We start from the raw sequence: 20,813 nt of genomic DNA, 5'->3' as shown, positions 1-20,813 counted from the left end.
AAATAGCTACATAAAAAAATACCAACATAAAAAATTGTCACTCTCTGTAAAAGTCCATTAGCGCACCGAAATACTCTTCCTGCCACCCCGCCACGATGTCATCGTAGGCTTCATCGGGGATGTTGGTGTGCCGGAGTTCTACTTCTGTTCCTTTTTTACCAGGGTGTAAAATGATAGTAACGATGGAGGGCGTTTCTTCATCTTCTCCGAAATACCACTGCTGTACAATCTTCCTGCCTTCTTCAAACTCAAGATTCTTACCCACAATACTATCTTCCCACAGGGAAAATTCTGAGCCGGGTTCTGTAGACATTTCGGCACGTTCACCTGTCCATAGCTGAATGGTAGCAGGATTGGTCAGTGCTGCATAAACTTCTTCAGGCAGCGCTGCGATGCTGAAGTATTTTTTGAAATCTTTCATAAGATAAAGCGTTATCCGCCTCAAAGCTAGTGAATAACCGCTTTTTTGAAAAACTGTTTTGTACCATTTGCCTATAAACAACAGTTGTACAAAATTTATTATCTTTTCCTCCTTAATTCCTTTATATGGAACCAGGACAGAAACCTGTTTTTTTTGAAACTGCTGCGGCATTCAGGCAGTGGCTCGACAAAAATCATCATAAGGCTGCAGATCTGCTGGTAGGTTTTTATAAAACCGGCAGCGGCAAAAAAAGTATGACCTGGTCTGAATCGGTAGACCAGGCCATCTGTTACGGTTGGATTGATGGTGTGCGGAAGTCAATAGATGATGAAAGCTACTTTATAAGATTCTGTCCGCGCAAGCCAAAAAGTATCTGGAGTGCGATCAATATTAAGAAAGTGGAAGACCTCATCAAAGCGGGGCTGATGACGCCCGCCGGCACAGCTGCATTCAGCAAGCGGGAAGAAAGCCGCTCTGCCATCTATACCTACGAACGTAAGGAAGAAATCCGGTTCTCTGAGGAGTATGCGGCCCGCTTCAATGCCAATAAGAAAGCATGGAAGTATTTTGAGTCTGCAGCACCTTCATATATTAAGCAGGCTACCCACTGGGTGATGAGTGCCAAGCAGGAAGCGACACGTGAAAAAAGGCTGCAGGAGCTTATCTCAGACAGTGAAGCCGGCCGCCGCCTGAAGCAATATCGCTGGTGATCCCTATTCTCTTGTCCACTCGATACCTGTGAGATCATAATGTTTCATCTCCCGGATATTGTTAAAGAATGGCTTTACTAACGCAAAGAAGGGCATAAACTCCGCGCTCTGTCTGAACCCTTGCAGGTGCTCTGCTTTAGAGGTCCAGTGAATGATCACGATGTAATTTTCCGGTTCTTCATTGCCATGTATCACCTGGTAGGATTTACAGTAGGCAGATGCTTTCAGGTGCTGGCCAGCATCGGCATAGGCTTTTTCAAAAGCAGCAGACTGCTCCGCAGGTACCTGATAACGGATAATCTCTACAGAATAATTGTTTTTATTCATACCTGTTTTTTTTGTTTGTGCGTTAATTTGAAAGAAAGACAGTAGCAGGATACTGCATGTAATAAGGAGTTTCATGCGAATGATGTTTTTTTGAGGACCAAAGGTGAGCGGTTTCTGCTTCATCTACAATAACTAACCAAAAAGTAGGTTACTTCTTATGATACAGTTGAACAACAAGATATATACCTGTCCGGTGGATGTAGCATTGAGCTTCATCGGAGGCAAATGGAAGATCCTTATTCTGTCTCAGCTGCACCAGTTTCCACGCAGAGGTTATGTGGAGCTGAGAGATAATCTTCCGGGTATTTCCGAGAAAATGCTGAGCCAGCAACTGAAAGAACTGGAGCGTGATAAGTTGATAGAAAAAAATGTGCTGTCGAAGAAACCCTACAGAGTGGAATACATCCTGTCTGCTGATGGCGAATCATTGTCACCCTTATACGAAATGCTGAGCCAGTGGGGGATCAGTTATCTCGAAACACAGGGGATACATTATACACAGGATCAGCATCTGTACAAGTAAGTTTTTCCTTTTGTGCACTTCTTGCTATTCGTTATTTTTATAGCTTGGCCGGCTTAGAAACCCCGGCGCCATGCTTATGGATAAATTAAAGATCGCTACCGCACAATTTGAAAACAAGAACGGAGACAAAGAGTACAACCTGGGAGTGATAGAGCAGATGGCTGCAAAGGCTGCCGCTGAAGGCGTGCAAGCCATAGCCTTCCATGAATGTTCCATTACAGCCTACACATTTGCACGACATCTTTCACGGGAGCAGATGCTCGATATTGCAGAGCTGATCCCTGATGGTCCCAGTATCCGCAAACTGACGGAGATCGCTACCCGCCATAACATCGCTATTCTCGCCGGATTGTTTGAGAAAGATGAATCAGACAATCTTTACAAAGCATATGTATGCGTGGATAAAACCGGTCTGAAAGCAAAGTACAGGAAGCTGCATCCTTTCATTAATCCACACTTGCTGCCAGGTGATCAGTATGTGGTGTTTGACCTGTATGGCTGGAAATGTGGGATACTGATCTGTTACGACAACAACGTTATTGAGAATGTAAGGGCCACTGCACTGCTGGGAGCTGATATTATCTTCATGCCACATGTGACCATGTGCACGCCATCTACCAGGCCTGGTGCGGGTTTTGTGGACCCTGCCCTGTGGCATAACCGCGAAAATGACTCTACATCACTGCGCATGGAATTTGACGGCCTCAAAGGTAGAAGCTGGTTGATGAAATGGCTGCCGGCCAGGGCTTACGACAATGGCGTGTATGTAGTGTTCTCCAATCCCATTGGTATGGATGATGATCAGCTGAAGAACGGTTGCTCTATGGTAATAGATCCTTTTGGCGATGTGATTGCAGAATGCAGGAAGCTGGACAACGACTTCGCAGTAGCCACACTCACACCTGAAAAGCTGGAGCAAGCCGGCGGATTCAGGTACAGAAAGGCCCGGAGACCAGACCTCTACCGTGATGTAATAGGGCAGGATCATCAGTCTGAGCAGAAAGTAGTGTGGTTATAATTTCTCACAGAGGCACAAAGGGAGCAAAGGAGCAAAGTTTTTTTTAAGTTAATTAAGACTGTTTATTAGTACCCTAAATATTTACGGACTATAACGCAGTTCTTTGCTAACTTAAAAAAAACTTTGCTCCTTTACTGTCTTTGCATTCTTTGCGTGAAACTCCTTTCTTTGCGTGAAATGAAACGTTATGAAACAACTGCTCCGTTTATCCATGCTGCTGTTGTTTGTTGTGCTGACCACTTCTCACAAGCCGGCAGATGAACCGGCAGCATGGATCAGGATTAACCAGCTGGGGTATCTGACTAAGGGTATTAAGGTATCCGTATGGGCTGCCGGGAATGTTGCAGTACCACAAGCATTCACCCTGCTGGATTCCGCCACCGGTGAGATCGTTTTCAGCGCCTCTGCCGGTAAGGATTTTGGGCACTATGGACCTTTTTTAAAAACTTGTCGTCTTAACTTTACTGCATATACGAAGCCAGGCGTATATTATTTACAGGCGGGGTCAGCCCGGTCTCCTTATTTTCGTATAGGTGATGACATATATAAAGGCGCTGCGGACTTTTTGTTGCGTTATATGCGGCAGCAGCGTAGCGGCTTCAACCCGTTCCTGAAAGACTCCTGTCATACTCACGACGGCTATACAATGTATGGCCCTATGCCGGATAGTACTCATATCGATGTGGCCGGAGGCTGGCATGATGCCACGGATTATCTCCAGTATGTTACCACTTCAGCGAATGCTACCTGGCACCTGCTGGCGGCTTACCGCGATTTTCCCAACTCCTTTGATGATCATTATGCAGCCAACGGCCTGGAGGGGAGCAACCACATAAAAGATGTGCTCGACGAAGCCCGGTGGGGGTTGGACTGGTTGTTGAAAATGCATCCGCAGGAAAACATTATGTTCAACCAGATTGCGGATGACCGGGACCACCGCGGCATGCGGTTGCCCAAGGAAGATAATTTCTATGGTAAGGGGTATGAGCGGCCCGTATACTTTTGCACAGGCCAGCCACAAGGTCTGGGTAAATACAAGAATAAATCTACCGGCGTTGCCTCCACTGCAGGAAAATTTACCAGCGCTTTTGCGTTAGGCAGCAGCCTGTTGAAAGAACAAGACCCCGCATACGCGCAGAAGCTTCATGACAGGGCGCTTTCAGCCTATGCTATAGGGCGTCGTCAACCAGGTGTTTGCCAGACTGCGTCTGTGGTATCCCCTTATATCTATGCAGAAGACAACTGGACCGATGACATGGAGCTGGGAGCTGCTGCACTGGCACAGCGTACGGGCCGTATAGCGTATCAACGCGAAGGGTGGTATTATGCACAGCAGGAAAAGATAACCCCCTGGCTGGGCACGGATACTGCCAGTCATTATCAATGGTATCCCTTTATTAATGCAGGGCATTATGAGCTGGCTTCAATATTGAAAGGTGCAAAGCGACAGGAACTTACTGCTTATTATAAAGCTGGTATTGACAAGGTTTGGAAAAAGGCGGAGCAGAATGCCTTCTATCGCGGTATCCCGTTTATCTGGTGTAGTAACAACCTCACCACTTCCTTTGCGATACAGTGTTATTGGTACAGGAAACTGAGTGGCGACAACCATTTTGCAGAACTGGAGCAGGCCAGTATCGACTGGCTGTTTGGTTGTAATCCCTGGGGCACCGGCATGGTGTATGGCCTTCCTGCCTGGGGTGATACACCCGCAGATCCGCATTCTTCCTTTTCACATATTGGACACTATCCTGTTGATGGTGGCCTGGTGGACGGACCAGTGTATACCAGTATCTACAGAAACCTGATAGGTATACGTTTATCGGAGCCCGATGAGTATGCGTCTTTTCAAAGCGACCTCGCGGTATATCATGACGATGCAGGTGATTACAGCACTAACGAACCAACTATGGATGGCACGGCATCTCTTGTATACCTGCTGGCCGCGAAAGACGATGAAGGCAGGAAAACGTATACCCGTAATAGTTATACTGTGAAGGGAAACGGTACTTATGTACAGGGGGGTATTATCCGCAACGATTCTACACGCAAAGCACTGACGCTCGTGTTTACCGGGGATGCATTTGCAGATGGGGGTGATGTGATCTGTAAAACATTGCAAAAGCACCAGATAAAAGCGGCTTTCTTCTTTACAGGTAAGTTCTATGCTAACCCTGCTCTCGCTCCACTAATCAGAAAACTGAAGACTGCGGGGCATTATCTCGGTCCGCATTCGGATCAGCATCTGCTGTATTGCGATTGGAATAAGCGGGACAGCCTGCTGGTCACCAGACAGCAATTTCAGGAAGACCTGGCGGCCAATTACAGGAAGATGAAAGCCTTTGGCATTGATAGATTTGCTGCGCCATTTTTCCTGCCTGCATACGAATGGTACAATGATAGTATTTCCACCTGGACTAAAGGCGCAGGGGGACAGTTGGTTTGCTATACGCCTGGTACCCGCACTAATGCGGATTACACCTATCCCGGCATGGGCAGCCGCTATGTGTCGTCCGATGAGATATTCCGGTCTGTTATACAATATGAGCAAACGCATCCCAATGGCCTGAATGGTTTCCTGCTGCTGTTGCATATAGGCACAGACCCCCGCAGAACCGATAAATTCTACAACAGGTTGGATACCCTTATTGCCACATTGAAATCGAAGGGTTATACTTTTAGCAAAATGTCTGAACTGTGATTCATTTGATTTAGGTGATTATTATGATGAGCGAAGGGTAAAGGTTATCATAATAATCACCTAAATCAAATGAATGATAGTTCGGCCATCTGCGTCTTTATGAGAGAAAACGGCATGTTCATGCAAATAAATGCGGTTTTATATTTGTTTTACTGCACTATTTTGTCGAAATTAGAATGCAATGCAAATCTCCACATGTTAAAGAAAGAGCGTCAGGCATATATCCTGCATCAGGTAAACCTGCACAATAAGGTATTGTCGTCGCATTTGAGCGAGCAGATGGGCGTATCGGAAGATACAATCCGCCGCGATCTGATGGAGCTGGCCAAAGAAGGCAAGATTCTGAAAGTGCACGGTGGCGGCCTGTCAAACTCATTTCACCAGGGCATTGCCGGCGGTGATGTGTATGCATTAGAGGAGAAACGTGTAATTGCAGCCAAAGCAGTATCGCTGATAAAGGACGGAATGTATGTACTGACTACCGGCGGCACCACGATTATTCAGCTGGCAAGGATACTGCCGGCCGAGCTGCGGGCCACTTTTATTACAGTGAGCCTGCCGGCAGCTTTTGAATATGCCAATCATCCTAATATAGATGTCATCGTAATCGGCGATAAGCTCGCGAAGAATTCCAAGATCACAGTAGGCGGAGAAGCAATCGCCAGAATAAGGGATATACGTGCCGACCTGTGTTTTCTCGGCGTAAATGCCATAGACGCCAATGCTGGCCTCACCGACAATGACTGGGAAGTGGTGCAGGTAAAAAAGGCGATGGTAGCCACTTCCAGGAAAGTAGTGGCATTATGCATCTCAGAGAAGGTGAATACTGCAGAACACCTGAAGATCTGTGATGTGGACAGTATAGATATATTGATAACGGAGTTGCAGCCAAAAGCGAAAAAATTACAACCATACAGTAATAAGGGGATTAGAATTTTATAGGCTTTGATTTGATCAGATAATCAACCAGTAACAACACACCTGAATGTTCATTACAAGTATTTAACACGTTATTTTAAAACACTACTATGAGCGCGCGTCATTTAATGAAGACGGCAGGCAGCAGGGCATTGTTGCTTCTTCTTCTCAACTGCCTGGCAGCCGGGGTTTTCGCCCAGGTAAAGGTTTCCGGTAAGGTAACCGAAAGCGGCGGATCACCACTGCCGGGTATCACAGTCATCGTAAAAAACACCAAGCAAGGCGCCAACACCAATGTGGATGGCCTTTACAGCTTTACTCTTAATCTTTCGCCGGGGACTTATACCCTCGTATTTACAGGTATCGGATTCGCACCGAAGGAAAGCAGCATCACCATAGGCAGCAGCGGCAGCATCACCCGCGATGTGCAGCTGGATGCCTCTGTATCCAAACTGGATGAAATTGTGGTAACAGGTACATCACAAGGTACCACCCGCAGGCAGCTGGGTAACTACATCGCCACCGTGAAGGCTGATAATCTCACCAAAGGAGCTACCGGTAACGTTCTGGCTGCATTACAAGGAAAGACTGCCGGCGCACAGATCATACAGAACTCGGGCGATCCTGCTGGCGGTATGTCTGTCAGGCTCAGAGGTATCAGTACAATCTCTGGTTCTTCCGAACCACTATACATCATTGATGGAGTGATCATCGATAATTCTACTGCCCGCGTTACCAATGCAGACGCCAACTATGGCGCCAATACCGGAGCCGGTGGTAATAGCTTCAGCGGTACCGTTGGCCAGAACCGGCTTTCAGATATTAACCCTGCGGATATTGAAAGGATAGAAGTCCTGAACGGCGCAGCGGCAGCGGCGATATATGGTTCCCGCGCAAACGCCGGCGTAGTACAGATCTTCACTAAACGTGGCAGCGCTGGTGCACCGGTAGTAAACTTCTCTACCAGTTTATCGGTAAGTCAGTTGCGTAAAAAACTGGACGTAAACCAGGCGCCCGTTAAATTCGGCGGTTCTCCGAACGATTCCACCCAGAACATCCTTACTCCTGCCGTAACGAGCAAAACAAACGTCAACCGTTATGATTACCAGGATTATATTTTCCGTACCGGTGTAGGCACAGATAATAACATCTCCGTCTCTGGCGGAAAGGATAAAACGAAATATTTCGCATCTGCCAGCTATTTCTTCAACCAGGGTATTATCAGGAACACAGACTACAATCGTTTCAGCTTCCGGCTGAACCTTGACCAGGAACTGAATAAATGGATTTCCTTCAACGCGAGTCTGAACTACGTTTACAGCAAATCCAATGAAAAGCCCGATGGTAATACATTCTATTCACCAATGAACGCTGTTACCATCATTGGTAACTATTATGATATTCAGAAACGTGATGCTTTCGGTAACCTGATGAAGATAGGAGAGAGAGGAAGGGTGAACCCGGTATCTGTTATTGAAGATTTTAAACAGCAGCAACAGGTGGGAAGAGTCATTGCCGGTGCAGGTATCAAACTGAATCCTGTTAAAAATCTGACAATAGATTACCACCTGGGTATTGATAACTACAACCAGGATGGTACTACGTTTATGCCACCTTTCGCGTATCCTGTAAGTCCGGGTTTCTTCGGTGGGGGCGTACCTGATATTAATCCTGCCCAGAATGGCTATGCCAGCGCTGGTTCCAACACTTCGTTCCTGATCAACCATGATGTGAATGCAACTTACAACTGGAGCATCAGTAAGAACCTGGAGTCTGTTACGCAACTGGGTTATTCTGCACAATACCAGCGGCAGCATTACTCATTGCAGCAGGGCCGTGGTCTTCCGCCATTTGTGCAAACACCGGACAAGGCTACCACATTGATTCCTGGATCCGACCTGCGTTCTGAACTGTCTATCTCCGGCGCATATATCCAGCAGAACTTCAAATTCAGAAACCAGTTCTTTGTAACCGGTGCGTTGCGCATGGATGGATCCTCTGTGTTTGGTAAGAATGAACGTAACCAGGTATATACAAAACTGAGCGGCAGCTATGTGCTCTCCGGCACTGACTTCTGGCAGGAATCTTCTGTTGCCGGTTGGTGGAATCTGCTCAAACTCCGTGCTGCTTATGGTGAATCCGGTAATCTCACCGGCATTCCTCCTTATGCACGCTTCAACACATACACTGCCACATCATTTGTTGGCTCTTCCTCCTTTCAGTCATCCACCATTTACACCGATCCTGATGTGAAACCGGAAAGACAGAAGGAACTGGAAATTGGTACAGATATGTCTTTCTTAAATGATCGCATAGGCTTCTCTGTCAACTACTACCGGAAACGGGTAAACGATCTGCTGATCAGCAGGGCGGTGGCCAATACCAATGGCTACAGCTTCATACAGGGCAATATCGGCAGCCTGGAGAACAAAGGCTTTGAAGTGGTGCTGAATGCAACTCCTGTGAAAACAACAGACTTCACCTGGGATCTCACCGTTATCTACAACCGTAACCGCAACAAAGCACTGGATATAGGTCAGTCGCTGGCCCTCTACAATACCGTAGGAGGTGCGCCTGTTGGTATTGCCAACGGGGAACCGATAGGATTCTTCTACGGCACTTTCTATGCACGCGATGCCAATGGCAATATCTTAAAGAATGCTGCCGGCATCCCGCTAACGGAAGCAGGTATACAGAAAGGTCCGCTTGCCTACGAAGTACAGCGTGACCCTGCTACAGGGCTGCCTCCTGCCAAAGCTGCCGCACTCAACAAGATCATCGGTGACCCCAACCCGGATTACACCGGCACTATCACCACAGATCTGCGGTATAAAAAATTAGGATTACATGTTCAGCTGGATGCTGCACAGGGCATAGATGTATTCAATGCCGATTACAGGACACGCCAGGGTGTTGATAATGGTAAGATTGCAGAACAGGAAGACCTTGGACAACTGCCCAGAGGCTACATTGCAGGTGTCTACAATATCCTCGAATTCAGAATAGACAACGGTTCTTTTGTGAAGCTGCGCGAAGTGGCGCTCAGCTATGATTTCGGAAAGATCAAAAGTATACAGGATCTCAGTGTGAGTATCGGCGGCCGTAACCTTATTTCATGGGACAACTACAAAGGCTATGACCCGGAAGTGAATTCAGGCGGACAAAGTACAGTATTGCGTGGTATCGACTTTGGTGCGGTACCGGTACCCAGAACCTGGAATATAGCCTTGCGTGCAAAATTCTAAACTACTTAAACGAAAGATCATGACACGATATAAATATCTCCTGGCAGCTGTGTTGTTCATCAGTATCATTGCCTGTAAAAAAGATTACCAGGATCCTTCCGGGCCTTCGCAGGAGCAGGCCTATAGTACCCCGCAGGCGCTTACCAATGTGGCGGTTGGTTTGCAGGCATGGTATGCGCGCGAGAGGACCGGCCTGTTGTATACGGTAGTTACATCTGGCAGCCTACTTAACGGCGAAACTTATGTAACCAATCCCGGAAACACCGATGAAGCGCAGATTGGTACCGGTGGTAATGCTATCCTGAATAATAACGTGATTGTAACCGGTATGTGGGCCGTAACGAATAAGATGGCGTTTGAAGCCGATAATATATTAAGCCGTACAGATAAAGTTGTATCTGATAAAAGCTATGCCAGTGGCCTGGTTGCGTATGCTTCCATCTTCAAAGCAATAGCGTTGGGTGTGCAGGCGGGTTTCTGGGAGCAGGTTCCTGACACCATCGGTAAACCGGATTCTGTTCGTAATGATGTGAAGTTCATTCCTGCAAAACAGGGATATGCCCGTGCGGTGGCTGTTCTGGACAATGCCATCAATGTAATCACTGCTACACCTCCCAGCAATGCGTTTCTCACTAATGTGCCAAGAGGTATTAATATCCTTAATACATTATACGCGTTAAAAGCCCGGTATGCTCTTTATATGGCGGATTACGCGACTTCGCTGGCGGCGGCCAATAAGGTAGATCTGACGGTGAAGTCTACGCTGGATTTCACAGAGCAGATCACTAACCCGATATTTTTCCTGGTCGCTTCTACCAACAACATTTATCAGGTGGTGGACTCCGCTATGGGACTACCTGTAGGTCTACAGCCAGACCTGACCGATAAACGCGTACCTTTCTACATTAAAACACAAACGGATAAGAAGCCTCGCTTTGTGATGAATGGCTTCTATAACAGTAACACTGCCTCTGTTCCTGTTTATCTTCCGGGAGAGATAACACTCATAAAAGCAGAATGCTATGCCCGCCAGAATAACATAGCACAAGGACTTGCAGAGCTGAACAAAGTGGTGACCAAGAAGCCTGTCCAAAGTGAAGATCCCTTCCTCCTTGGTGCAGACCTTCCGCCGGTGGTAGCGGCCACACAACCGGAGCTGCTGACACAAATCTATAAGCACCGTCGCATTGAGCTGTTTATGGGTGGGCAGGAACTGGAAGACAGCCGCCGTTTCGGAAGACCGGTTGCAGAACGCAAGCGTAATTATTTCCCATATCCTTTTGTGGAACGGAACGATAATCCGAATACACCGCCAGATCCTGCATTCTAGAATTTTTCCCGCAAAGCAGCAAAGGGAGCAAAGATGCAAAAGGGGTTTTAAATTTGATTAAGAGATATTTTGAGTAACAAAACATAATACAATCTCAAACTTAATCCAGCAAAACATAAAAAATTCCTTTGCGTCTTTGCTCCCTTTGCTGCTTTGCGGGAAAACTTCGCGAGAACCGTTTCATCACCATAATTCCACGTTTTGTGTACACATAGTGCGGTGACAATCCAAATGGCGGTATCTTTATGCAAATGAAGATAAGTGTAAGACCAGGGCATATTACCATCGCTTTGCACGTGCTCATATGGAGTATGGTGCTGATATTCCCCTATCTGGTATCTACTGCTGATCAGCACTACAGGATAGGGCCTATTCCTGGCTTGTTCTTTTCTATCGCCACCGTTATCCACATGGTGATCTTCTACGGGAATGCATTTTTCCTGTATCCCAGGCTGATGAACCGGCACCGGTGGTGGCTGTATGTTATCAGTGCTGCAGCATTGGTGTTGTTAACCTTCCCGCTTAAATACCGTATACTGGCCACCTGGTTTCCGGAAGTATTGAAAGATATGACGGCATACAAGTTTGTGTTTGCTCCGTCGGTAATGATATTTGTATTGAGCCTCGTGTACAGAAGAGTGACAGATAAGATCAGGCATGAAAGAGAGAAGAAAGACAAGGAAGCACAACAACTGGCTACTGAATTGAAATTTCTCCGGTCGCAGATTAGTCCGCATTTTTTATTCAATGTGCTGACTAACCTGGTATCGTTGGCGAGGAAGAAGTCGGATAAGCTGGAACCCTCTCTGATTATGCTTTCTGAGCTAATGCGTTATATGCTGTACGATTCGCAGGGTGATAAGGTATTGGTGATAAAGGAGGTCACGTATCTCGGGAGTTATATTGCGTTGCAGCAGCTGCGTTTCGGAACGGATGTAATGGTAAATGTGGATATTGATGTGGATGCCGAAGGCGGAGGATATGCGATTGAACCGATGCTACTGATACCATTTGTGGAGAATGCTTTCAAGCATGGAACGGGATGGGTGAAGCAGCCACAGATAAATATCAGTCTGTCCGTAAAGAATGGAACGCTTGTTTTTGAAGTAAGCAACCATTACGACAAGGAGCAGGATACCAGTAAAGATGAAAACTCAGGTATAGGATTAATCAATGTGAAATCAAGACTGGACATGCTTTATAGGGGAAGGCATACACTGGAGATCAGGGATACTGAAAACATCTTTCATATCACGCTAACATTGAACCTTATATGATACGTTGTATTGCAGTAGATGATGAACAACTGGTGCGGGAGCTGCTTGAAGATAATATCCGGCAGGTACCGTTCCTGCAATTAGTGAAAACCTGCAAAAATGCACTGGAGGCAGCTGAAATACTTCAGTCGGAGAAAATCGACCTTATCTTCCTGGATATACAAATGCCTAAAATAAATGGGCTACAGTTTTTGCAATCGCTCCGGAATCCGCCACTGGTTATACTTGTAACGGCTTATGAAAAATATGCACTCGAAGGTTTCAACCTGCAGGTAGCAGATTATCTGCTCAAACCGTTCAGTTTTGATCGTTTCCTGAAGGCCTGTAATCGCGCTAATGAACTCCTGCGTCTGCAACAGGGCCGGCAGGAAGAACCGCAGGATTTCTTTGTAAATGTGGAATATACTTTGGTGAAGATTGTGGTGAATGATATTGAGTATATTGAAGGATTACAGAATTATATCAAGATATTTCTTTCATCTTCCTCCAAACCTGTCCTTACACGCATGACCATGAAAGCTGTAGAGGAGAAATTACCTGCGGGCATGTTCATCCGTACGCACAAATCATTCCTGGTATCTGCCCCCAGGATCACCGCTGTAAAGCGTGACCTGGTATGCATCGGAGATAAGGAGATTCCGGTGAGCGAGTTCTTCAAAGAAAATGTGACCCGCATACTGAACAGGCCGGAAAATTAAAGTGGCCTGACTTACACATGTTGTATACACACTTTCCTGTGTAGTGTCTTCTCAAAAATTTCAGTTGATATTCCCGATAGTTTTGTCTGTAAATAATACCTACAGGCAATGCAAAAGTATCTTATAACCGTTCTGTTGTTGCTACCGGGATACCTGGTGTCGGCACAGGACAATAAAGATAAAAAGGACAGCACAAGGCTGCCGGGTACGCGGGCGCTGAAGATGGTGACCGTAAGCGCCGGCGCCTTTGAAGCCAGCGATAAGGCTAAGGGTGCTTCACTGACACCGATAGATGCAGTAACTGTAGCAGGCAGCTATGCTGATATTACACAGGCGCTGCGGTCACTTCCAGGCGCACAGCAGATAGGCGAACAGGAAGGTTTGTTTGTGCGGGGCGGCACCAGCTATGAAACCAAACAATTTATTGACGGCACCCTGCTGAAATACCCCAACTATCCTTCGGTGCCAGGTATTACACAATATGCGAGAATCAATCCCTTCCTGTTCAAAGGCATACTCTTCAGCTCCGGTGGTTATTCTGCCTTATACGGACAGGCAATGAGCAGTGCGCTCATTATGGAAAGTGTAGATATGCCGGAGAAATCATCCGCCAGTTTCAGTCTGTTTCCTGCTAATATCGGTACGGGTTTCCAGAAACTGGGTAAAGGTAGCAGGAGTAGTTTCGGCGCATCATTGAGCTACAGCAACCAGTCGTGGTACAACAACATCATACAGCAGCGCCCTGACTATTTCAGCGGCCCGGAATATCTCGATGGCAATGCAAACTTCCGCATCAGAACAGGAAAGACAGGCATACTAAAATTTTATACCAACTGGAGCAGCAGCAACGTTGGCATGTACAATCCCGATATTGACAGCGCCGCGTTACGTGCGGGCTATCTCGTTAAAGGACGGAACGGCTACAATAGTCTCAGCTACCGTACTGCGCTGACGGATAAATGGAAAGTGGATGTGAGCGCTGCTTATACTTATAACCACAATACAACTGCCACCAGTCTTACTAACGGCGACGGGAAAACGGTAATATTACATGAAGAACCATACCAGTATAAGAACCGCTATAACCGCATCAGATCTGATTTTGCACAGGGAAGGATCGTGTTCACGCATATCCTTCCCGGTAATCAGACCCTGCGTTTCGGGGCAGAGCATTTTTACACTAATGACAAAGGCGTCACCAACGACAGCCTGATAAGGTTTACTGATCAGCTTACAGCGGCTTTTGCGGAAGGTGATCTATACGTAGCTGATAACATTGCCGCTAAAGCGGGTGCACGTCTCGAGCACTCCACTGCGCTTAACAAGTGGGTGGTGGCTCCAAGGCTCAGCGTGGCCTATATGCTGAAGAGCGGTGGACAGTTCAACCTCGCATACGGTATCTTTTACCAGGAACCGCAGGAAGAGTTCATGTATTATAACCGTAATCTGACTTTCTCCAGCGCTACACACTATGTGCTGAATTATACCAGAAAGGAGAATAACCGCTTCTTCAGGGTGGAAGCCTACTATAAACAATACCGGGATCTTATTAAAATAAAACCGCAGGAAGGCAATGGAGGTAAAGGCTATGCAAAAGGCATTGAACTGTTTTTCCGCGATAAGAAAACAATCCGGAACCTGGACTACTGGATCACTTATACATACCTGGATACCAGGCGTGACTTCCAGAACTATCCGTATGAGCTGAAACCAACATTTGCGGCGCCACACACGGCTACTATCGCTATAAAGAAATCATTTCCTGATATAAATGCTTATGTAAACGTGTCCTACGCTTTTGCAGCTGGCAGGCCATATTACGACATTCGTTTCAATGTACCTGACAACAAGTGGCAAGTATATGATGATGGCACCACGAAGAACTACAGTGTTGTAAATCTGCATGTAGCTTATCTGACACCTTTCTTCAAACACTGGAAGCAGAAAGACTTTTCAGGTATTGCCTTCGGGGTGAATAACCTGCTGGGAACAAAACAGGTGTTTGGATACAATTACAGTTTTGATGGCAGCAGGAAAGTGCCAATGACACTGCCCGCATCGCGGTATTACTTCATCGGTTTCTTCATGAATTTCGGCATTGATCGTACCAATGATATTCTTGATAATCTCTAACAAAAAACAAATAAACAGATGAGAACAATTATGATCACTCTACTGGCGCTGGTAATGGCATATACAACCGTATCTGCTCAGAGCGCTGATCCGCTGCAGGATGCAGTGACCAGACTTGATAAGGCAGCTTCCGTAAAGGATTACGAAGCGCTGGAGAAAACCTTTTCCGGCATTGCTGTATCACAGAAAACAGCATGGCTGCCTTACTACTATGCAGCTTTCTGCAATGCGAAGATAGGCTTCCTTTATCAGGATGATGGCGAAAGGATAGAGCCGTACAGCAAGAGCGGTGAAGAACAGGCCAAGCAGGCAATTTCCCTGTTGAACGCAGACAAACAGAAAAAGGAACTGGCTGAAGTAAATACGGTATTAAGTATGGTATACCGCACGCGCGTGTTCATTAATCCGATGACATACGGTCGCCAATATGGCTCACTTTCGCAGAAGCACCTGGAGCAGGCCAAGCAGTTGGATCCGCAGAATCCGCGTGCATTATATGTAGAAGCATGGGTGAAGTATTATACACCTAAACTGTGGGGCGGTGATAAACAACGGGCAAAACAGCTGGCAGAGGAGAGCCTGGCTAAACTGCCGGGAACAGCAGCCGGTGTGGAGCCGCATTGGGGAAGGAAAGAAGACCAGGAGTTGTTGGCTAAAATAAAATAATCACACTTAAAAACGCAGCATTATGTTTTTCCCACTTTTCATTATCATACGGATATTGTTCATCGCCTGTATGGTATTTATTATCGGTTATGTTTTCGGAGGCTTTTCGAAGAAGCGGGCGTTGACAGTGATTACCAGGGTAGCGGCGATACTGGTGATAGTACTATTCATTTGCACCAATATTATATTGATGCGGGGAGTATGGGGACATGGGGATTATCGCCATGGTGGCTATTACCGGCATCATTGTGATTCTGTGAGCAGGAATATTTAGTTATTTTTTTATTTAATTATTTAAGCCCGGTGGAGATTTCCTACCGGGCTTAAATAATTAAATAAAAAAATAACTAAATATTTTCGATGATTCCTGCAATACCTTGTCCGCCTCCCACACAGGCTGTTACGATACCATATTTCTTATTGAGACGTTTCATGTCTCCCAGTATCTGTACAGTGAGTTTGGCGCCGGTACAACCAAGCGGGTGGCCCAAGGCAATCGCGCCGCCGTTGATGTTTACGATATCCGGATTGATGCCGAGTTCACGTATCACAGCGATGGACTGTGAGGCGAAGGCTTCATTGAGTTCTACGAGGTCGATGTCCTGTAGTGTTTTGCCGGCTTGCTGCAATGCTTTGGGTACAGCGGCTACAGGGCCGATGCCCATAATGCGCGGATGTACGCCGGCAGAGGCACAGGCAACGAGGCGTCCGATAGGTTTGAGGCCCAGTTCATTCACCATTTTTTCACTCATCACAATCACGAAGGCAGCGCCATCTGAAGTCTGAGAAGAGTTACCGGCAGTAACGCTGCCACCGGCGGCGAATACGGGTTTCAGTTTTCCGAGGGCTTCCAGCGAAGTATCTCCACGCGGACCTTCATCGGTATCTACGGTGTAGGTACGTTTTTGTTTTTTCCCTTTTGCATCAACATATACTTCATCTACATTGATGGGAAGTATGCCTGATTTGAAATAGCCGTTCTGTATGGCGTTTAAGGCTTTCTGGTGTGATTTGTAAGAGAATTCGTCCTGGTCTTCACGGCTAACCTTGAATTCATTGGCTACCGCTTCAGCAGTGAGACCCATACCGATATAATAATCAGGGGTAGTGTTGGCTACAGTGTAGTTGGGTACGGTTTTCCATCCGGCTACAGGTACGAGGCTCATGCTTTCGGTGCCACCGGCGATGATACAGTCAGCCATGCCACTTCTGATCTTGGCGGTTGCAATAGCGATCGTTTCGAGACCGGAGGCGCAGTAGCGGTTAACGGTCATTCCTGGCACATCAATGCCCAAAGCCCTTACGGAGATCATTCTGCCAATCTGCAGGCCCTGTTCAGCTTCCGGTACGGCATTACCTACGATGAGGTCGTCCACGCGCTTGGGGTCCAGCTGAGGTACAGACTGAAGCAATCCGGAGATCACATCCACTGCAAGGTCATCTGGCCTGTAAAAACGAAATCCCCCTCTTTTAGATTTGCCTACCGCAGTACGGAATCCTGCTACTATATACGCTTCTTGCATAACAAAATTTTTTATAATGAGCTAACGGTTAGATTGTCAACATAATGGGTAAATAATAGGGATTTATCCACAATTTCACCCTCCTATCAAATTTAATTAAATAAAGTACACGAAATATGCAAGAGAACAGTTAAATTTGCAGCCACGTTTTTTCAGACTCTGTAGCTCAGTTGGTAGAGCAGCTGACTCTTAATCAGCGGGTCTAGGGTTCGAGTCCCTACAGGGTCACAAAATAGAATTATTCACAACGAAGGCATTCTGGTAATCACTTACTGGAATGCCTTCTTTTTTTACCCTTTTTAAAATGATAACAAAGGAGGATGTTCAAACCTTGATCTTAAGTGGAGAATTAGTGCTTGGATGTTCACAAGACAAATTATGCATTCCTATTGTTAATAGACTTTATATAAAAATGATTTCCGGACTATCTTTCACAGCCATTAAAGTTGTGGATAATCTTATATGTAATGGGCATCACAGATACATTGCTTCGTGTCTTGCAGGTATTTCTATTGGTATAGATCCCTACGTAATAACTAATGCGACAGAAAAGAAAAACTGGGAATTAGTTCATTTGGATGAAAATGATTGGGAGTCAGAAGATGATATCAATATACATAACCAAAAGGATGCAGAAGTGAATAATATGAAAATGAGTGAGTTACAAGATTTGTTATCCAATAAGGCCAAAAAAGTATAATTTTACGCTATGTTGGTATTTTTAGATATAGATGGAGTGATGGTTCCTGCTAATAGCTGGAAACGTCCTGAGATTTTACGGGATGGATTCTTCGCTTTTAGCAATAAAGCTGTTTCCGCACTTCAGAAATTAATTTCTTATGATACCACTATTATGCTAACAACTTCGCACAAAGAAAGGTATAATTTAACTGAGTGGAAGAATATTTTCAGTGCAAGGGGAATTAATGCCAGCATACAATCTCTTCCTGCTAATATTAATCAGTTGAATAGAAAGGACGAAATTGAGAAGTGGTTTGCCAGCAACTATTGTGGTGATAGTTTTCTGATTATTGATGATGATAAGTCATTAAATGATTTACCAGCAAATTTGAAAAGTAATTTAATTCAAACTTATTCAGCAGTAGGTCTTACGGAAGAACATGTTCTTCCGGCTTTAGAGATATTAGAATCTGCTTAAGTAAACGTCCGAATAATTCAATAGCCTTATCAGTATTGAAGCTGGTAAGGCTTTTTATTGGTAGCATATCTTCAGTTTTATATTAGTCAGGGTCTCTTTAAGTAGACTAAAAACATCTTATTACTCACTTATTATCTACCATCCTTTCTTAGATTAGAGTATGTCCCTAAGGTATGTCGTTTCCTCCCTTGGTATTAGCGTGAAAAATTAAATTAGTTTAATCCTCTTTATTATAATAGTTAAACGTGCAGGGGAAGTGCATAGAGTAGTTTTGTGTTCATAATAAACGTACTTATGGACATAACAAAACATCCAATATTCCAACCGTTACAATGGCCGGGGCACTCACTGAAAAACAGACTGGTTATTGCACCTATGTCACGTGTAAGTGCTACCTCCGAAGGGTTGGCTACCGCTGAAATGGGGAACTATTATGCCGCTTTTGCAAAAGGTGGTTTCAGTATGATTATCACAGAAGGGAATTATACAGATGAGATTGCGAGTAAAGGCTATCCTCATCAACCCGGACTCATCTCCTCTGTTCATGCGGCAGCCTGGAAACCAGTAGTAGAACAGGTGAAAACGCATGGCGCGATCATAATTGCACAACTGATGCACGCAGGCGCTCTGTCGCAGTACTCTCAGGACACCCTTGCTCCTTCGGCTATACAACCGGGCGGCGTTAAAATGGCACAATATGGAGGTACAGGGGCGTACCCCTTTCCGAAGGCTATGAGTCTGGAAGATATTAATACCGTTAAAAATGGTTTTGTAAATGCCGCGACGGGTGCACTCGAAGCAGGTTTTGATGGTGTAGAATTGCATATCGCCAACGGTTATCTGCTCGATCAATTTCTTACACCTGAACTAAACATCCGGGAAGACCAATATGGAGGCAGCACCAGCAATCGTTTCCGCATTGCGACTGAAATTATTCAGGCTATCAGAGCCATTGTACCGGCACATTTCCTCATAGGGATACGATTATCAGAAGGAAAAGTGAATGATCTCAAATACCGCTGGAAAGATGGCGCAGCTATGGCCGTCGAAGTTTTGGAGGAAGCCAGGAAAGCGGCACCCGATTTTATTCATATTGCCGTTCAAAGCGGAGAATGGGAGCGAGACAGTTTTTATAGCAATGGAACCTCTTATGCAGCACTCGCCAAACAAATAACTGGCAAGGTGATCATCGCTAACGGCGGAATGCACCAACTGACAAGGGCCACCAGGGTTATTGAAGAATCGCATGCCGACCTTCTCTCAATAGGAAAGGCTGCCCTGGCTGATCCTGCCTGGCCTTCGCATATACTGAACGGCACTTCACCTCTTGCTTTCCATCCCGATATGCTTTGGCCTGAAGCTACCATCAGGCATACGAATCAAGTTATCAAATCCAATCACATAAACATCTCATGAAAACACTTTTTTTAATGCTCGTCAGCTTATACAGCATAAGCGTATTTGCACAATCAAAAAATTCATATCAACAATTAAAAAATAATAAAATGAACATCTCACAAATAAAAATCAATCCGGACCCTTATCAACCTTTCCATCTTGCACAAGGCTATCGTGTTGGTGATCTCTTATTTATTTCCGGACAAACAGCTATTGATGATAATGGCCAACTAATTGGAATCGGCGATTTTGATAAGCAAGCTAACAAAGCTTTTGAGAACCTGGAAAAGGTGTTGAAAGCCGGTGGTTCCAGTCTTAAAAATGTGGTAAAGGTGACTATCCTCCTGAAGGACATGGGCAACTTTAAGAAGATCGTTGCTTTGAGAGAAAAATATTTTAAGGCACCCTATCCGGCAGACACGATACTGGAAGTATCTTCCCTCTACTCTCCTGATGCACTGATAGAAATAGAAGCAGTGGCTGTGACAGATGATGCAGCAGAGTGGAAACAGTAAAGACTAATACTTCAGGAAAGGAATCAAAACGTCATCGAGTGACATACCCGCCAGTAAACTACAAGGATCAGTAACTCGTCTATATAGTAATATAGGAGTAAATGTGGACTTGATGCGGGTATGTCCTGAAGACGTGTAATTATGGTAAGACATAGCTGGAAGTGATGAGATGTTATAGAATGACCATGCAAGGGCAATTGCAGGTTAAGCCTGCAGACCGAACGTTGGAGTATGTGATGTGATGGAAGTTA

The 20,813-nt window shown here is 45.6% G+C and carries 19 protein-coding genes and 1 tRNA gene; 17 read left to right on the top strand and 3 right to left on the bottom strand.

All coding sequences use genetic code 11. From position 1 onward, the window contains the following. Positions 1-37: 37 nt before the first annotated feature. Positions 38-421, bottom strand: a complete 384-nt coding sequence (locus VM802_RS21640) for an SRPBCC domain-containing protein (RefSeq protein WP_325534472.1) — start codon at positions 419-421, stop codon at positions 38-40. Positions 422-546: 125 nt separating this feature from the next. Between VM802_RS21640 and VM802_RS21635 the strand changes: the two genes are divergently transcribed. Further along, positions 547-1,131: a YdeI/OmpD-associated family protein gene (locus VM802_RS21635; RefSeq protein WP_325534470.1), complete on the top strand. Its 585-nt coding sequence runs from the start codon at positions 547-549 to the stop codon at positions 1,129-1,131. 3 nt (positions 1,132-1,134) lie between these two features. On the opposite strand, the gene VM802_RS21630 is transcribed toward VM802_RS21635, so the two are convergent. Further along, positions 1,135-1,458: an antibiotic biosynthesis monooxygenase family protein gene (locus VM802_RS21630; protein ID WP_325534468.1), complete on the bottom strand. Its 324-nt coding sequence runs from the start codon at positions 1,456-1,458 to the stop codon at positions 1,135-1,137. Between the two features lie 157 nt (positions 1,459-1,615). Between VM802_RS21630 and VM802_RS21625 the strand changes: the two genes are divergently transcribed. From VM802_RS21625 to VM802_RS21575, 11 genes are all read left to right on the top strand, one after another. Next, a complete protein-coding gene (locus VM802_RS21625) occupies positions 1,616-1,981 on the top strand; it encodes a winged helix-turn-helix transcriptional regulator (RefSeq protein ID WP_325534466.1) in 366 nt (121 codons plus the stop codon). A gap of 76 nt (positions 1,982-2,057) precedes the next feature. Then, positions 2,058-2,999 (top strand): nitrilase family protein, encoded by a 942-nt coding sequence (locus VM802_RS21620; protein ID WP_325534464.1) that lies wholly within the window; start codon positions 2,058-2,060, stop codon positions 2,997-2,999. 187 nt (positions 3,000-3,186) lie between these two features. After that, positions 3,187-5,700 (top strand): bifunctional glycoside hydrolase family 9 protein/polysaccharide deacetylase, encoded by a 2,514-nt coding sequence (locus VM802_RS21615; protein ID WP_325534462.1) that lies wholly within the window; start codon positions 3,187-3,189, stop codon positions 5,698-5,700. Positions 5,701-5,895: 195 nt separating this feature from the next. Then, positions 5,896-6,642 carry a DeoR/GlpR family DNA-binding transcription regulator gene (locus VM802_RS21610; RefSeq protein ID WP_325534460.1) on the top strand — a complete coding sequence of 249 codons (747 nt, stop codon included), beginning with the start codon at positions 5,896-5,898 and terminating at the stop codon, positions 6,640-6,642. An 86-nt stretch (positions 6,643-6,728) separates the two neighbouring features. Further along, positions 6,729-9,863 (top strand): SusC/RagA family TonB-linked outer membrane protein, encoded by a 3,135-nt coding sequence (locus VM802_RS21605; protein ID WP_325534458.1) that lies wholly within the window; start codon positions 6,729-6,731, stop codon positions 9,861-9,863. 19 nt (positions 9,864-9,882) lie between these two features. Then, positions 9,883-11,193: a RagB/SusD family nutrient uptake outer membrane protein gene (locus VM802_RS21600; RefSeq protein ID WP_325534456.1), complete on the top strand. Its 1,311-nt coding sequence runs from the start codon at positions 9,883-9,885 to the stop codon at positions 11,191-11,193. Positions 11,194-11,438: 245 nt separating this feature from the next. Next, positions 11,439-12,470 (top strand): sensor histidine kinase, encoded by a 1,032-nt coding sequence (locus tag VM802_RS21595; RefSeq protein WP_325534454.1) that lies wholly within the window; start codon positions 11,439-11,441, stop codon positions 12,468-12,470. Further along, on the top strand, positions 12,467-13,168 hold the full coding sequence (locus VM802_RS21590; RefSeq protein ID WP_325534452.1) for a LytR/AlgR family response regulator transcription factor: 702 nt from the start codon (positions 12,467-12,469) through the stop codon (positions 13,166-13,168). Before VM802_RS21595 ends, VM802_RS21590 begins: the two co-directional genes overlap by 4 nt. A 108-nt stretch (positions 13,169-13,276) precedes the next feature. Continuing rightward, entirely contained in the window at positions 13,277-15,301 is a 2,025-nt protein-coding gene (locus tag VM802_RS21585) for a TonB-dependent receptor plug domain-containing protein (protein WP_325534450.1), read from the top strand. An 18-nt stretch (positions 15,302-15,319) separates the two neighbouring features. After that, positions 15,320-15,967: a hypothetical protein gene (locus VM802_RS21580; RefSeq protein WP_325534448.1), complete on the top strand. Its 648-nt coding sequence runs from the start codon at positions 15,320-15,322 to the stop codon at positions 15,965-15,967. Positions 15,968-15,989: 22 nt separating this feature from the next. Next, complete coding sequence (locus VM802_RS21575) at positions 15,990-16,241, top strand: hypothetical protein (protein ID WP_325534446.1); 252 nt, start codon at positions 15,990-15,992, stop codon at positions 16,239-16,241. Positions 16,242-16,314: 73 nt separating this feature from the next. Here the strand turns inward: VM802_RS21575 and VM802_RS21570 are convergent, their stop codons facing one another. After that, on the bottom strand, positions 16,315-17,490 hold the full coding sequence (locus VM802_RS21570) for an acetyl-CoA C-acyltransferase (protein ID WP_325534444.1): 1,176 nt from the start codon (positions 17,488-17,490) through the stop codon (positions 16,315-16,317). 155 nt (positions 17,491-17,645) lie between these two features. Here VM802_RS21570 and VM802_RS21565 point away from each other — a divergent pair. From VM802_RS21565 to VM802_RS21545, 5 genes are all read left to right on the top strand, one after another. Further along, a tRNA-Lys gene (locus tag VM802_RS21565) sits at positions 17,646-17,718 on the top strand. A gap of 76 nt (positions 17,719-17,794) precedes the next feature. Continuing rightward, the gene (locus tag VM802_RS21560; RefSeq protein WP_325534442.1) at positions 17,795-18,190 is read left to right on the top strand and encodes a hypothetical protein; all 396 of its coding nucleotides are present in this window, start codon (positions 17,795-17,797) and stop codon (positions 18,188-18,190) included. Between the two features lie 9 nt (positions 18,191-18,199). Beyond that, a complete protein-coding gene (locus VM802_RS21555) occupies positions 18,200-18,649 on the top strand; it encodes an HAD domain-containing protein (RefSeq protein WP_325534440.1) in 450 nt (149 codons plus the stop codon). Positions 18,650-18,943: 294 nt separating this feature from the next. Beyond that, positions 18,944-20,065 (top strand): oxidoreductase, encoded by a 1,122-nt coding sequence (locus VM802_RS21550; protein ID WP_325534438.1) that lies wholly within the window; start codon positions 18,944-18,946, stop codon positions 20,063-20,065. A gap of 89 nt (positions 20,066-20,154) precedes the next feature. Continuing rightward, on the top strand, positions 20,155-20,562 hold the full coding sequence (locus tag VM802_RS21545; protein ID WP_325534436.1) for a RidA family protein: 408 nt from the start codon (positions 20,155-20,157) through the stop codon (positions 20,560-20,562). Positions 20,563-20,813 lie beyond the last annotated feature (251 nt).

This window comes from Chitinophaga sp., from assembly GCF_035538455.1.
Lineage (GTDB): Bacteria > Bacteroidota > Bacteroidia > Chitinophagales > Chitinophagaceae > Chitinophaga.
The sequence above is the reverse complement of the archived record's forward strand: the minus strand, read 5'-3'. Positions and strand labels throughout refer to the sequence as shown.